The 14,157-nt window shown below is 59.9% G+C and carries 14 protein-coding genes; 11 read left to right on the forward strand and 3 right to left on the reverse strand.

Annotated features, from left to right (window positions below; genetic code table 11):
* Nucleotides 1–61 precede the first annotated feature (61 nt).
* From B5F73_RS04550 to B5F73_RS09435, 4 genes are all read left to right on the forward strand, one after another.
* On the forward strand, nt 62–1,243 hold the full coding sequence (locus tag B5F73_RS04550) for an iron-containing alcohol dehydrogenase (protein ID WP_087227015.1): 1,182 nt from the start codon (nt 62–64) through the stop codon (nt 1,241–1,243).
* Nucleotides 1,244–1,492: 249 nt separating this feature from the next.
* On the forward strand, nt 1,493–1,669 hold the full coding sequence (locus B5F73_RS09365) for a hypothetical protein (RefSeq protein WP_158094762.1): 177 nt from the start codon (nt 1,493–1,495) through the stop codon (nt 1,667–1,669).
* Nucleotides 1,670–1,678: 9 nt separating this feature from the next.
* Nucleotides 1,679–2,218: a flavodoxin family protein gene (locus tag B5F73_RS04555; RefSeq protein ID WP_087227017.1), complete on the forward strand. Its 540-nt coding sequence runs from the start codon at nt 1,679–1,681 to the stop codon at nt 2,216–2,218.
* Nucleotides 2,219–2,295: 77 nt separating this feature from the next.
* A complete protein-coding gene (locus B5F73_RS09435; protein ID WP_087227019.1) occupies nt 2,296–2,484 on the forward strand; it encodes a hypothetical protein in 189 nt (62 codons plus the stop codon).
* A 38-nt stretch (nt 2,485–2,522) separates the two neighbouring features.
* Here the strand turns inward: B5F73_RS09435 and B5F73_RS04565 are convergent, their stop codons facing one another.
* Both B5F73_RS04565 and B5F73_RS04570 read right to left on the reverse strand, forming a co-directional pair.
* Nucleotides 2,523–3,071, reverse strand: a complete 549-nt coding sequence (locus B5F73_RS04565; RefSeq protein ID WP_087227021.1) for a flavodoxin domain-containing protein — start codon at nt 3,069–3,071, stop codon at nt 2,523–2,525.
* Between the two features lie 128 nt (nt 3,072–3,199).
* Nucleotides 3,200–3,835, reverse strand: a complete 636-nt coding sequence (locus B5F73_RS04570) for a flavodoxin family protein (RefSeq protein ID WP_087227023.1) — start codon at nt 3,833–3,835, stop codon at nt 3,200–3,202.
* Between the two features lie 175 nt (nt 3,836–4,010).
* On the opposite strand from B5F73_RS04570, the gene B5F73_RS04575 reads away from it, so the two are divergent.
* The 6 genes from B5F73_RS04575 to B5F73_RS04600 all read left to right on the forward strand — a co-directional run bounded on the left by B5F73_RS04575 (nt 4,011) and on the right by B5F73_RS04600 (nt 12,720).
* The gene (locus B5F73_RS04575; protein WP_087227025.1) at nt 4,011–5,504 is read left to right on the forward strand and encodes a class I SAM-dependent DNA methyltransferase; all 1,494 of its coding nucleotides are present in this window, start codon (nt 4,011–4,013) and stop codon (nt 5,502–5,504) included.
* Nucleotides 5,501–6,616, forward strand: coding sequence for a restriction endonuclease subunit S (locus B5F73_RS04580; RefSeq protein WP_087227027.1), 1,116 nt, complete (start codon nt 5,501–5,503; stop codon nt 6,614–6,616). Before B5F73_RS04575 ends, B5F73_RS04580 begins: the two co-directional genes overlap by 4 nt.
* A 94-nt stretch (nt 6,617–6,710) precedes the next feature.
* On the forward strand, nt 6,711–7,058 hold the full coding sequence (locus B5F73_RS04585) for a DUF1016 N-terminal domain-containing protein (RefSeq protein WP_158094763.1): 348 nt from the start codon (nt 6,711–6,713) through the stop codon (nt 7,056–7,058).
* A 53-nt stretch (nt 7,059–7,111) separates the two neighbouring features.
* The gene (xerA, locus tag B5F73_RS04590; RefSeq protein ID WP_204206264.1) at nt 7,112–8,089 is read left to right on the forward strand and encodes a site-specific tyrosine recombinase/integron integrase; all 978 of its coding nucleotides are present in this window, start codon (nt 7,112–7,114) and stop codon (nt 8,087–8,089) included.
* Nucleotides 8,090–8,112: 23 nt separating this feature from the next.
* On the forward strand, nt 8,113–9,282 hold the full coding sequence (locus B5F73_RS04595) for a restriction endonuclease subunit S (RefSeq protein ID WP_143803137.1): 1,170 nt from the start codon (nt 8,113–8,115) through the stop codon (nt 9,280–9,282).
* 63 nt (nt 9,283–9,345) lie between these two features.
* Nucleotides 9,346–12,720, forward strand: coding sequence for a DEAD/DEAH box helicase family protein (locus B5F73_RS04600; RefSeq protein ID WP_087227035.1), 3,375 nt, complete (start codon nt 9,346–9,348; stop codon nt 12,718–12,720).
* 66 nt (nt 12,721–12,786) lie between these two features.
* Here the strand turns inward: B5F73_RS04600 and B5F73_RS04605 are convergent, their stop codons facing one another.
* Entirely contained in the window at nt 12,787–13,671 is an 885-nt protein-coding gene (locus B5F73_RS04605; protein ID WP_087227037.1) for a LysR family transcriptional regulator, read from the reverse strand.
* Nucleotides 13,672–13,787: 116 nt separating this feature from the next.
* On the opposite strand from B5F73_RS04605, the gene B5F73_RS04610 reads away from it, so the two are divergent.
* Nucleotides 13,788–14,156, forward strand: coding sequence for a cyclophilin-like fold protein (locus B5F73_RS04610; protein WP_087227038.1), 369 nt, complete (start codon nt 13,788–13,790; stop codon nt 14,154–14,156).
* The last annotated feature ends 1 nt before the right edge of the window (nt 14,157 follow it).

A 14,157-nucleotide genomic window follows, 5' to 3' on the forward strand; every position in this document is an offset into this window, starting at 1 on the left:
ATCTTTACAAGTGACGTGACGTCACTTATGATGAGGCCAACCTACGAGGAAGGGAGCGGACATGCTCGGCAACTTCACCTATCACAACCCCACCAAGCTCATCTTTGGCAAGGACGCCATGGATGCCCTCGCGACGGAGCTCGCGGCCTATGGCCCCACGGTCCAGCTCGTCTACGGCGGCGGCTCCATCAAGAAGAACGGCATCTACGACCAGGTGGTCGCGGCGCTCGCGGCGGCGGGCAAGACCGTCGTCGAGGACGCGGGCGTCATGCCCAACCCCACGGTCGAGAAGCTCTACGAGGGCGTGGCCATCGCGCGCGAGAACCACGTCGATCTCATCCTCGCGGTGGGCGGCGGCTCCTGCATCGACTACGCCAAGGGCGTGGCCGTCTCGGCCAACCTGCCGGCGGACGTGGACCCCTGGCAGAAGTACTGGGTGGACTTTGACGAGCCGGCGGCCGACCTCGACGTCATCCCCGTGGGCTCGGTCCTCACGATGGTGGGCACGGGCTCGGAGATGAACTGCGGCTCGGTCATCACCAACCACGAGACCAAGATGAAGGTCGGTCACGTCTTTGCCGACGAGCGCGTGTTCCCGCGCTTTGCCGTGCTGAACCCCGAGTTCACCTACTCGCTGCCCACGTACCAGATGGTCGCCGGCATCTTTGACATCATGAACCACATCACCGAGCAGTACTTCTCGGGCACCGACGACAACACCTCCGACTATCTCTCCGAGGGCCTCATGCGGTCGCTCGTGACCGCCAGCCGCGCCGCCGTGGCCAACCCGGAGGACTACGAGGCCCGCTCCAACATCATGTGGTGCGCCACCTGGGCGCTCAACACGCTCGTCTCGCGCGGCAAGTCCACGGACTGGGAGGTCCACATGCTCGGCCAGGCCGTGGGCGCCCACACCGACGCCACGCACGGCATGACGCTCGCCGCCGTGGCGCTGCCGTACTATCGCCTGGTCATGCCCTATGGCATGGAGAAGTTCGCGCGGTTTGCGACCAACGTGTGGGGCATCTCGCCCGAGGGACGCACGACCGAGGAGCTCGCTGCCGCCGGCCTCGACGCCATGGAGGCCTGGATGCACGAGATCGGCTGCGTCATGAGCATCTCCGAGCTCGGTGCCACCGAGGACATGATTGAACCCATCGCCGACTCCACCCTCGTCATGCAGGGTGGCTACCACGTGCTCTCCCGCGACGAGATCGTGGCGGTGCTGCGAGCGAGCCTGTAGGCCAAAGGGGTTAGGCCCCTTTGGCCCCTTCGCCCGCTTGCACGGGCTCGCCGAAATAACATGCAGAATCCGACTTTCTCCAAACTTTGTCCTGCAAATATATGAAGTGAAATTGGATTATGCGTGTTAATTGACTCAAGGGAAAGGATGGGAGCGGAGAAGAACATGCTGACGAGAAGGAGCTTCCTAGCGGTTGCGGCAGGGGCAGCCAGCCTGTTTGCAGCCGGTTGCGCTGGCGAGAAGGGCGAGGTGCTCGAAGAGGCTGCCGCACCGGCGGGCAACGTGCTCGTGGCGTACTTCTCGGCGACGGGCAACACGGAGGCCGCGGCCACCGCGAGCGTCGAGCGCGCGGACGGGATCAATCCCGAGCTTACGCAGGTCACGCCCGACGGCTGGGCAGACTACGCATCCGGTCTGGAGCTATAGGAGAGGATCATGAACATCGTCATTCTGCAGGGGAGCCCCAACCGCGACGGCTCCACCGCCATCCTCTGCGAGGAGTTCGCGCGCGGCGCTCGCCAGGCGGGGCATGACGTTGAGCGCATCGACGTGGCGCAGGCGGACGTGCACCCCTGCACGGGCTGCGTGGCCTGCGGCTATGGTGCGCGTCCGTGCGTCCAGCGTGATGGCATGGCCGCGATCCTGGAGAAGGTCCTCGCGGCCGACGTGCTTGTCCTGGCGACGCCGCTCTACTACTACGGTATGTCCGCCCAGCTCAAGGCTGTGATCGACCGCTTCTGCTCCGAGAACCCCGCCATCACGGCGCGGCGGCTGCGCTCCGTCCTTCTCGCCGATGCGTGGAACGCGGACAGCTGGACCTTCGAAGCTCTGGAGGCGCACTACGACACGCTCGTCCGCTACCTCGACCTGCGCGACTGCGGGCGCGTGCTCGGCTACGGCTGCGGCACGCCGTCCATGACGCGTGCCACGGACGCCCCGCAGCGCGCCTTCGAGCTGGGGCGCTCGCTGCGGTAGCGTCCACGATCTCCCGCACGGCCGTGTCGTGTGCTACAACGGTGCTCGTTGGACGGCAGACGAGGGAGGCGCGACGTGTGGCTCTGCTGGCGGCGTGCGGTTCGGCGCTCTTTGCGGGCGCGACGGCGGTTCTCGCCAAGCTCGGCGTGCGCGAGACGGACTCCGACCTAGTGACGGCGCTGGTGCTGCGCGAGCGGCTGGGCCGCCGCGATCTGGGCGGCCTTGCGCTCCTGGTGGCGGGCACGCTCGCAATCGCCGCCGCGTGAGGGAGAGGCGAAGGCGAGAAGAACCTCGTGGGTCGTCCCTACGCCCAGCCGCGTGTCCGGAGCTCGGCGACCAGCGGCTCGAGGTGACTGCGCTCGCAGCCATCGTAGCCCTCGCGCATTTGGGCGAGGGCTGTGGCCGAGCGCTGGTCCCCCTTGCGCACCTCGCTCTCGAGCATCTTGAAGTAGACGCGCATCATGACCTTGTCAACCGCGCCGAGCCGTTCGAAGTGAAAGCCGCCCTGGCAGTAGCACCACGGCAGGTCCGGGTAGGCCCCTGCGGGGAAGGAGCGACGGAACGCCTCCTCGTGCTCGCCTGCGGGCCAGAGCTCGCAGGGCATGGGCGTGGCGCCCACGGCAACCACGGCATAGTGCTTCTCACCGTGAGCCGCCATATAGGTCTGGAACCGTTTTGCCCCCTTGAGTGATGCCGCGTGGAACCAGCTGCAGAGGATCACGAGGTCCGCGTCTGCGGCGGTGGCCTCGATTCTTTCAAGCGGGACTGCCTGGCATCCGAGTTCCTCCGCGAGCCAGTCGGCGTATCTCTTGGCAGAGCCCGTCTGTGAGCAGAAGGCAACGACCGCGCTCATGGCGACCCCTTTCGGCGGCTGGCGAATTCCACGTTCTTCTCGCCAGTCTACGGAGTCGACGTCAGCTCTTGGTAAGCCGCTGGCGAGATGCAGTGCTTGGAGGGCTCTGGCCGCCGGCGCGGCAGTCCCTACCGTATGAAGTTCGTCTGCTGGCCGGCTTCCTGCGCGGGCAGCGGCACGCCCGCCGCGCGGCCCGCCTCCAGGCACTTGAGCATCCAGGCCATGTTGCGGCCGAGCTGGCGCATGGTCCAGAGGCCCTCGGCGTCTGCTTCGGTCTCCTCGGCCACGTTGCCGTGCACGTTGTTCCAGTAGCGCGAGCTCACGACCGGCATCTGTGCGATGGTGAAGAACTTGTTGATGTCGTCGAAGGCCGAGGTGGTGCCGCCGCGCCGCGCGCTCGCGACTGCCGCCGCCGGCTTGTACGCGAGCACGTTGGGCGCCCCCGCGCGACCGTTGCTGTAGAAGAGGCGGTCCATGAAGCCCAGAAGCGACGCCGCGGCGTGCGCGTAGTGCACCGGCGCGCCAAAGATAAAGCCGTCGGCCTTTGCGGCCTTGGGGCGGAACTCGTTCACCACGTCATCGAACGCGCAGCGGCCGAGCTTGGCGCAGCCTCCGCAGGCCACGCAGCCACCCACGGGCCGAGCACCGATCCAGAAGATCTCCGCCTCGATGCCCTCGGTCTCCAGCGTGCGCGCCACCTCCTCGAGTGCGCGGTTGGTGCTCCCCGCCTTGTGCGGGCTTCCGTTCACGAGCATGACCTTCATGGGCTTCTCCTATCGTGTTGCGCTGGGAGTGCAATTTACCTCAATAATGCGCCGAAATTGAGCGTTGTCTGAGAGGGTTTTCATTGGTCCCGTTGTCACACCCCGATGGGAGTCCTCGTCTGTTGCGGTAAGGTGGGAGGGGCAGGGCCGTTCGATAGTTTGAGAGGCGGGATAGATGATCACCGGGGCCACAAAAGCCAAGGTAGACGATATTTGGCAGAAGATGTGGGAGGGTGGCATCACCAATCCGCTTGAAGTCATCACGCAGCTCACTTATCTGATGTTCATTCGCTCGCTCGACGCGCGGGAGTTTGACGCCGAGCGCATGGAGATACTCACGGGCGAACCCCAGAAGCACGTCTTCCCCCAGACTCCCGAGGGCAAGCGCATGCGCTGGAATGTCTTCAAGGACTTCGAGGCAGAGGCCATGCACAGCGTGATCGCCAATGAGGTCTTCCCGTTCATCAAGACGCTGAATGACGGCACGCCGTTTGCCCAGTGCATGAAGGATGCAACATTCGGCATCCAAAACCCCAAGACGCTGCAGCGCGCGGTCTCCGGCATCGAAGAGCTCATGAGAGATTTCGACGATCATATTGGTGACCTCGGCGATCTATACGAGTACATGCTGAGCAAGCTCTCTACTGCCGGCGCTAACGGACAGTTCCGCACGCCTCAGCACATTCGTGAGATGATGGTGGAGCTGGTGAAGCCGAAGCCCAGCGAGCTCATCTGTGACCCGGCATGCGGAACGGCGGGCTTCCTCATCTCGGCTGCCGAGTACATTCGGTCGCACTTTGGCGACGCTATGACCGAGGACGATTGGTCGGTGTTCAGCGGCGAGAAGGACGGGCGTAGGCAGTTCAGTGGCTTCGAGACCGACCAGACCATGCTGCGCATCAGTACCATGAACATGCTGCTTCACTCCGTCGAGCTGCCCGACATCCATTACATGGACTCAGTGAGCAAGAACAACACCATTCACGGCAAGTTTGATCTCATCCTGGCCAATCCTCCGTTCACCGGCAACGTTGACGCGGAGGATATTGCCCCTGAGCTCAAGGCAATCTGCAACACCAAGCAAACCGAGCTGCTGTTTGTTGCCCTGTTCCTGCGAATGCTCAAGCGAGGCGGTCGTTGCGCGTGCATCGTTCCCAACGGAGTACTCTTTCGCAGCAACTCAAAGGCATACGGACAGCTTCGCCGTGAACTGGTGGAGAACCAAAAGCTCAATGCCGTCATTCACATGCCGAGTGGCGTGTTCAAGCCATATTCTGGCGTGAGCACGGCGGTGCTGGTGTTCACCAAGACCGACGCCGGCGGCACGGACAACGTGTGGATGTACAACATGAAGAGCGACGGCTATACGCTTGACGACAAGCGCGATCGTGACGAGAAGCACGATGACGTACCTGACGTAATCGCCCGCTTTTCCAACCTTGAGGGCGAGAAGGACCGAGCACGCACCGAGAAGAGCTTCTTGGTGCCCAAGCAGGAGATCGTAGACAACGACTACGACTTTAGCTTCAACAAGTACACCGAGATCGTGTACGAGAAGAAGGAGTACCCTCCCACCAGCGAGATTCTGGCGGAGCTAGAGGACCTGAACCGACAGATGGCCGAGGGCTTGGAGGAGCTCAAGAGGATGCTCGGCGGTGATTCAGAATGACCGCAAGCAGCAAACCCCCCTTTGCGGGGGAGCGGGTTCCTTTCTCGAAGGCTTTTGCCGAAGTGTCAAAAGGGGTCTCAAGGATAAAGCAGAGGGACTACCTCCCTGCTGGCGATTACCCGGTCGTTGACCAGGGGCAGGAGTTGTTTGCGGGGTATTCCAATAGAGATGACGGCCTCTTCTCCGATATCCCGGTGATTGTGTTCGGGGATCACACAAGGCACGTTAAGTACGTCGATCGGCCGTTCTTTGTCGGTGCTGACGGGGTGAAGATACTCAAGCCGCGTCTGTCTAATAACGTTCGCTACTGGTATCACGCGCTGAGGAACACACATCTGGAAAACCTCGGGTACAGCAGGCACTTTAAGCTTCTCAAGCAAGCGACGTTTTGTGTTCCTGATGAGGAGGCTCAGCGAATGGTTTGCGACGAGCTTGATGGGATCTTTGAGCTCATCAAGCTCGCTCGCCGCCAGCTCTCCCTCCTGGACGAACTGGTCAAATCCCGCTTTGTCGAGATGTTTGAATCGACGGAATGGCCTACGTTTCCTGCGGGTTCTGTGCTTTTAAAAATGAGAAACGGAGTCTCACCTTCGAAAGAAGGGCTGTGTCACGCAAGGGTTCTCACGCTTTCCGCCATTACCCAAGGATCCTTCGACGCGGAGTCTTGGAAAGAGGGCGCTTACCCCTCTGACCCTCCGTGTGAGAAGCGAGTCTCTGCCGGAGAGTTCTATATCTGCCGAGGAAATGGAAACAGAGACTTGGTAGGCGCGGGGGAGTATTCAGATACCGATTTGCCAGATCTCGTTTTCCCAGACACGATGATTGCTGCCCGTATCAATTTCGACTTGATTAGCGCTGCTTACCTTCGATATGCGTGGGGTCGTCCCGCAATACGCAGGCAGATAGAGTCTCGGGCAAGAACAACCAATGGCACGTTCAAGATTAATCAGCGCATGCTCTCTGAGGTGTTGCTACCGCTTCCGCCCCTCTCCCTCCAGAAGGAGTTCGCCGCCTTCGCCGCCGAGGTCGCCAAATCGCAAGTTGCAGTGCGGCAACAGATCGAGAAGCTCCGGACTCTTTATGACAGCCTTGCGCAAGACTACTTTGGCTAGGTGTCACCATGGATGAGCCGCCGTGCAACGGTGCCGGCTGCATGGAGACGCTCGGGCGAGTCAAGCGAGAGATTTCCGGGTCGAGTCGCGCGCCGTGCTTGCGGTCAACAGTGAGGTCATCTGCTTGTACTGGAGGATCGGCAAGCTCATCGACGAGCGCTCCGAGTGGGGCAAGCGCTTCATCGACTCGCTGCCTGGCGACATCAGGCTTGCGTATCCGGGCATCAGGGGCTTCTCGGTTCGCAACCTCAAGTTCATGCTGCGGCTTGCGAGCGAGTCGACCTCGAATTTGTGCAGCAGGTTGTTGCACAAATTCGCCGAACGCCCGCTGCGCAGTACGTCGGCCCCCATTGGCGTGAGCGAGTACAGAACCGCGGACGAGCTCCCCGAGGAGATGCGCGGGATCCTTCCGACGCCGGAGGACATCGCAAGCCGCATCTGATGGAGCGACCCTCGCGCTATTCTGGCCTCCCGACAGAATGGAGGCCAGAGATGATGTCCACGAGTGATGCGATTCGTCAGGTTGAGAGAATGATGGTGACGGCGCTGGACGGCACTCAGATGCGTCGCCTGCATGATGCTCTTGTCGAGTGCTTTGTCGAGCAGACCGTCGAGCGTCACAAGAGAATCGGCAATGCCGAGCTCCTTGAGGCGTTTCTCGACGCCAAGCGCCTTGAGGGCTGTTCCGGGCGATCTCTCAAGTACTACCGCAGCACGCTCGTAAGGTTTCTGGGGTCACTCGACGGGTCTCTCGCGCTGGTCACGACCGAGCAGATTCGCTCGTATCTGGGTGGATATGGTCAGGAAAACAACGCCGGCAACGTGACGATCGATAATGTGAGGCGCATCATTTCGAGCTTCTTCTCGTGGCTCGAGACGGAGGACTACATCTACAAGAGCCCGGCTCGCCGCATCAAGAAGATTCGCACGGTCAAGACTGTGAAGGAGACTTACTCGGACGAGATGATCGAGCTCATGCGGGATGGCTGCACAACCAAGCGCGATCTTGCCATCGTTGACCTGCTGTCCTCGACGGGGATTCGCGTTGGGGAGTTGGTGAACCTAGAGCGCGAGGACATAGACTTTGAGGCGCGGGAGTGCGTTGTGCTGGGGAAAGGCGGGAAAGAGCGGCGGGTCTACTTCGATGCTCGTACAAAGCTCCATTTGCTTGAGTACCTGGAGGAGCGCTCGGATGACAACCCGGCGCTGTTTGTCTCGCTGTGCAACCCTCGCAAGAGGCTACAGATTAGCGGGGTTGAGATACGGCTACGCGAGCTGGGACGACGTCTAGGAGTGTGCCGAGTTCACCCGCACAAGTTCAGAAGGACGCTCGCTACGCGTGCTATCGACAAGGGCATGCCCATAGAGCAGGTGCAGGTGCTGCTTGGGCATCAGAAAATCGATACGACTCTCAAGTATGCGATGGTTGATCAGCGCAACGTTCGACACTCGCATCGGAAGTACATCGCGTAAGCAAACCCCCCTTTGCGGGGGAGGTGCGCCGCGTCCGGCTGGGAGAGCTGATCTCAAAAGCTAAGGTTGAGAGATGCGGAGACAGGGATTTCCCCGTACTCTCGATGACGATGCACGACGGAATTGTGAGGCAGACTGACCGATTCAAGAAAGCCATCGCATCCAAAGATGTCAGCCTGTACAAAGTCGTGCGCCCCAATCAGCTCGTGGTGGGTTTTCCGATAGACGAGGGCGTGATTTATGTTCAGGGCTACGATTGCCCGGGCATTATGAGTCCTGCGTATAACGTATGGGATATAGATTCTGACAGAATCGTTCCTGCATACCTCGAGTTAGCTTTGCATTCTCCGAGAAGCATGGCGTACTATGCCGAGAGAATGCGGGGAACCACCGCACGACGACGTAGCATTACTTCCGAGAATCTGACTGCGATGCAGGTTCCCCTGCCGAGCTTGGACGAGCAGCTGAACGTCATCTCTACTCTGGGGAGCGTTGAGAAGCTTGCATCGGATTGCTCCCGCACACTCTCCCTCCTCGACGACCTGGTCAAATCCCGCTTTGTCGAGATGTTCGGGGATCCGTGTGATCCTTTGACGAGGTATCCGAAGGCAAAGATTGGCGAGCTTGCCAGAGTGAGCTCAGGAGCTACTCCGAGTCGCAAGCATCCGGAATATTACGAAGGAACAATTCCGTGGGTGAAGACTGGCGAAGTTGCTTCGGGGAATATCATTGAGACGGAGGAGCATATTACAGAGGAGGCTCTTCAGGAGACTTCCTGTCGTATTTTGGGCGTTGGCACCGTCCTTGTCGCAATGTATGGACAGGGCGACACGCGAGGTAGGGCCGCCTTGCTCACAATTGAGGCGGCAACAAATCAAGCCTGTGCTGCTCTGGAATTTGGCAATCAAATTGATTCGCAATTTGCTTTGGCGTACTTGCAGCACAGCTATCAGGATTTGCGGGAGCTTAGTTATGGCGGCAATCAAAAGAATCTGAGCCTGCGCGTATTGAAGGAGTATCCCATGATGGTTCCACCCCTCTCCCTCCAGAAGGAGTTCGCCGCCTTCGCCGCCGAGGTCGCCAAATCGCAATTTGTTGGCAGAGCAGTGAGAGACGTCCTTTATTGCTACGTTCGGGAGACGAGTTCGACAGCTGAGAGGGAAGATCTCCGTGCTTCTCTTCAAACAGACTAAAGTAGAGGAAAGGACGCCAGCACTCTCCGTCTCACACATCCGTTCCGCATCCAGAGGAGGGCCATGAACTTCGACTTTCTCAAGACGCGCGCGGAGTATGCCATGTTTGCTCCGGCATGCGCCGAGGCCGAGAGAACGCTCTCCACTAGCCCCGCGATGTGTGCCGTTGGTTGTCGCAAGGCGTTTGAGCTGGCAGTGAAATGGGTGTATGCGGCTGATTCCTCCCTGACCATGCCCTATAAGGACAACCTGTCCTCGCTTATCCACGAGGCGTCGTTCCAACGTGTCGTTGATCGAGTTACGTGGAGGACGCTGCCGTTTATCGTCAAGCTGGGCAACAAGTCGGTTCACACAGACCGTAGGGTCTCCCCACAGGACGCTCTCCTTGCGCTCAAGGCTCTGTTTGGATTCGTTCAGTGGATTGACTACTGCTACGGTGGAGACGCTTATGAGGAGCGCGTCTTCGACGAGCACAAGGTTCCGCTCGTCAAGCTAGCGCTGGATGTTCAGGCAATCAAACAGCGAGAGGCTCTTCTCGCTCAGAAAGAAGATGTCATCCGGCGCCAAGAAGAGGAGATCAAGCAGCTGCGTTCGCAGTTTGCTGCAGCTAAGGCTCAGGCCATTGTCGAAGACGACTTCAATCCCGATACCATTTCGGAACGCGAGACACGCAGGCGCTACATCGACCTTGACATCGAGTATGCGGGCTGGGATCTTGAGCGCAACGTGGAGACGGAGGTCGAGGTCCAGGGAATGCCCAACTCCCGGGGCGTTGGGTACATCGATTACGTCCTTAACGGAGCGGACGGAAAGCCGCTTGCCATCGTTGAGGCAAAGCGCACCATGCATGACACCAAGAAAGGCCTCCAGCAAGCTCGTCTTTACGCACAGTGTCTTGAGATGCGCTACGGTTACGCTCCTTTCATCTTTCTGAGCAATGGGTTCGAGACGTACTTTTGCGACGACATCTCCGGATCCGAAAGGCCTTGCTCCGGGGTCTTCTCGCCCGAGGACCTCCAGCGGCTCACGAACCGTCGTGGAATTGCTCTGCCGCTTTCGTCCATGCGGGTTAACCAGGACATTGCTGGCAGGTATTACCAGATTGAGGCAATTCGTGCGATATGCGCAAACATGGAGGAGGGCCACCGCCGAAACCTGCTCGTCATGGCAACGGGGACAGGTAAGACCAGGACGGCTGCGGGACTGGTAGATGTGCTCACTCGCGCGAACTGGGCGTCAAACGTCCTCTTTTTGGCTGATCGAGTGGCCTTGGTCAGCCAGGCGAAAGCGGCTTTTCAGGAGTATCTGCCCAATCTGAGCCTTTGCAATCTGTGCAGCACCAAAGACCGAATGGAGAACAGCTCTGCCCGAATGGTCTTCTCTACATATCCGAGCATCCTCAATGCCATCGACACCGTGAAGATGGGCGACGGTCGTCGCATCTTCACCCCGGCCCACTTCGACCTCATCATCGTTGACGAGGCTCATAGGTCCATCTTCAAGAAATACCGCGCCATCTTCGACTACTTTGACGCTCAGGTGCTGGGGCTCACCGCCACGCCCAAAGACGAGGTCGACCGCAACACGTACGACTTCTTTGAGGTGGAGCGCGGTGTGCCGACCTATGTGTACGAGTACGACACCGCAGTGAAACAGGATCACTATCTGGTCCCGTACTACAACATCGAAGTGGCGACCAAGTTCCTCGACGAGGGAATCTCCTATGACGATCTCACGGAAGAGGATCGGGAACGTCTCGACGACGACTGGGAGGAAGCCTACGGCGAGGACGTCGCAGCTCCGGAGTTTATGCCATCTTCTGCGCTCAACAGCTGGGTTTTTAACGAGAAGACCGTTGATACGGTGCTCCAGGACCTTATGGAGAACGGTGCAAAGGTGGCTGGCGGAGAGCGCTTGGGAAAGACGATCATCTTCGCCAAAAACAAGAAGCATGCTCAGTTTGTAGTGGACAGGTTCAACGCCCTCTATCCCAAGAGGGGAGGGTTTGCCCGACGTGTTGTTCATGGTGATGACTACTCCGATACCATCATCGAGGACTTTAAGTTCAAAGAGATGCCGGTCATTGCCGTCTCCGTTGACAAGATGGATACGGGGATTGACGTTCCGCAGGTGCTCAATCTCGTGTTCTTTAAGCAGGTGCACTCAAAGACAAAGTTCTGGCAGATGATTGGCCGTGGCACACGGCTGTGCCCCGACCTTATGGTTACGGACTGCTTGGACGGGGAGTACTTGGGCAAGCGACGCTTCTTCATCTTTGACTACTGTGGAAACTTCGAGTTCTTCCGTCAGGGGAAGGACGTTGCGGAAGGCAAGAATCCCGAGTCGCTTTCGGAGCGGGTGTTCAAGAGAAAGGTCGCAATCGTTGAGGCTCTCCAGAACCCTGCGTTCTCGTCGGGCGACTACCAGACATGGCGAGGCGAGCTGATCGGAGAGATTGTCCGGGCCGTGGGCGAGCTCCGCGCGGAACCTCTCAAAGTGGCGGTGAAGCTCCATCTTCACGCGATTGAGAGGTTCTCGAGCGAATCTGCCTTCTTGAGTCTGAACAAAGGGGACGTGGGTGAGCTGGAGCGAGAGGTTGCCCCTCTGATTGTGCTTGACGAATCGGACCAGTATGCCCTTCGCTTTGACGCGCTGATGTATGGGTACATGGTCGCGGTTCTTCTCGGCGAGTCTGTTGATGCGTATCGTCGCAGGGTGGTTGACCTTGCCTTCCGTCTGCAGCACAAGATGACCATTCCACAGGTTAAGGAGAGGAAGCGGACCATTGCCCTTGTGGTCGAAGAGGATTATCTCGAACACGCCGACGCTCTGATGCTCGAGGGGGTTAGAACAGAACTGCGCTCACTCATCAAGTTCTTGATTGACGGAAGCGAGCTTCCCGCTCTTGTGACGAGCCTGACCGATCCTGTCATCTCAAGGCGCGAGGGCGAAGAGATTAGTCCCGGGGAGGACTTCGCTGACTACCGGCTCAAGGTCAATCGATACGTTATCGACCATGGGGATATGACCGTCATACATAAGCTGCGAAATAACATACCAATGACGGAGCTTGAGTATCGGGAGCTTGAGCGTGTGTTTATGGAAGAGCTCGGCTCCGAGGCTGACTATCGCAGGACGTACGGCGAGACGCCTCTTGGATTGCTCGTGAGAAGGATCGCAAAGCTTGATCACGACGCTGCCATGGAAGCGTTTGCGGAGTTTATCAATGACGAGTCCCTGAGCCAGCAGCAGATGGCCTTCGTGCATCGCGTGGTGGACTACGTTGAGCAGAACGGCTACATGGACCCGTCCGCCTTGATGAAGACGCCATTTGACAGGCCTGTTTCATTCTTCCGGCTGTTTGACGATGGCCGACAAAAACGGCTGGTTCAGATTATCAACCAAGTGAGGGAGAACGCCTTGACGCCGGTGGCGTAGCAAGTCATACGTTTTGCCGTCAGCTATTCTGGATAACTCTGTTGGTGGGTGTTTTCTGGCTGAAGTCTACTCGGGGCGGACGAGCTCCAGGAACCGACGCGCGGCGTCGCCGAGGGGGACGTTGCGCTTCCAGGCGAGGTCAATGACCGAGACGAGCGGCGGGAAGAGCAGGCGAAACTCCAGTCCCGTGCCCGGGCCCACGGTCGTGAGTCCGTCGAAGGAGATCATGCGGCCCACGCCCTCGCGAACGAGCAGGGCGCCGTTGTAGGAGAGGTTATAGGTCGCCGCGATGTCGGCCTCGCCAGCGCGCTCGCCAAACCACGTGGCGAGAAGCCAAGTGAGCTTGTCGCCCTTGGCGTGGCGCTCTGGCACGACGAGCGGCTCGCCGAGAAGGTCGGCGGGGCTCACGGCCTCGCGCGTGACCAGCGGGTCGTCGTCGCGCATGAGCACGCCCCAGGCGTCGGTGGGGGAGAGGCGCAGGTGTGCGTAGCGGTCCACGTCGGGGTAGCTCATAAGCACGGAGAAGTCGTCGACGCCGTGCTCCAGGCGCTCGGTAAGGTCCGGCGCGTTGCCGCTGTGCAGGTGGAAGCGCACACCGGGGTACTTCTCGCGAAAGGCGCGCACGTGGCGAGCAATCACACGCAGGCCCTCGGACTCGCCGGCGCCGATGAAGACGTCGCCCTCTACGATGTCCTCTCCGTGAGTGAGGTCAGAGGTGGTCTGGTCCGCGAGGCCGACGATCTCCTGCGCACGGCGTCGCAGGTAGAGACCCTGCTCGGTGGGCGTGACACTGCGGCTGTGGCGTTCGAGGAGTGGGGTGCCGAGCTCGCGCTCCAGCGCCGCGATCTGCCGGGAGAGCGCGGGCTGCGTCACGTGCAACGCCTCGGCGGCGCGCGACATCGTGCCGTGCTCGCAGACGGCGAGGAAGTAGCGCAGCGTGCGGAGTTCCATGAGCACCTCATTATATTTAGTAATACCACAGTATTAATTATAAGCAATTGTGCCTCATTCAGCTTCGTCCGAGAATGTGGAAAAGAGACAGTCCCTTTTCCACAGGGGAGGCGAACGTGAGGGTTGAGCTGCGGATAGGCGAGGTCGTGCTGCCGGTGGAGCTGAACGGGTCCACAGCCGCCCAGACCTTTGCCGCCCACCTGCCGCAGACGCTCCGCATGAGCGTCTCGAGCGTGGGGTGCTGCGGGCAGCCGGGCTTCTCGCTGCCGTGCGACGCGACCGACGTCCACCCTGGCTGGTCCGACGGCGACCTCAACTACAAGCCCGAGGGCGACTGGCTCGCGCTCTTCTTTGACGACGAGCGCAACTCCGCACGCTACGGCGGCCAGGTCACGTTGGGCCACGCGGTGGGTCCGCTCGACGCGTTGCGTGAGCTCGAGGGGTTCCACGACGCATTCATTGCCATCTCGGAACAGGGGAGGTAGA

This window comes from Olsenella sp. An270 (genome assembly GCF_002159735.1).
Lineage (GTDB): Bacteria > Actinomycetota > Coriobacteriia > Coriobacteriales > Atopobiaceae > Thermophilibacter.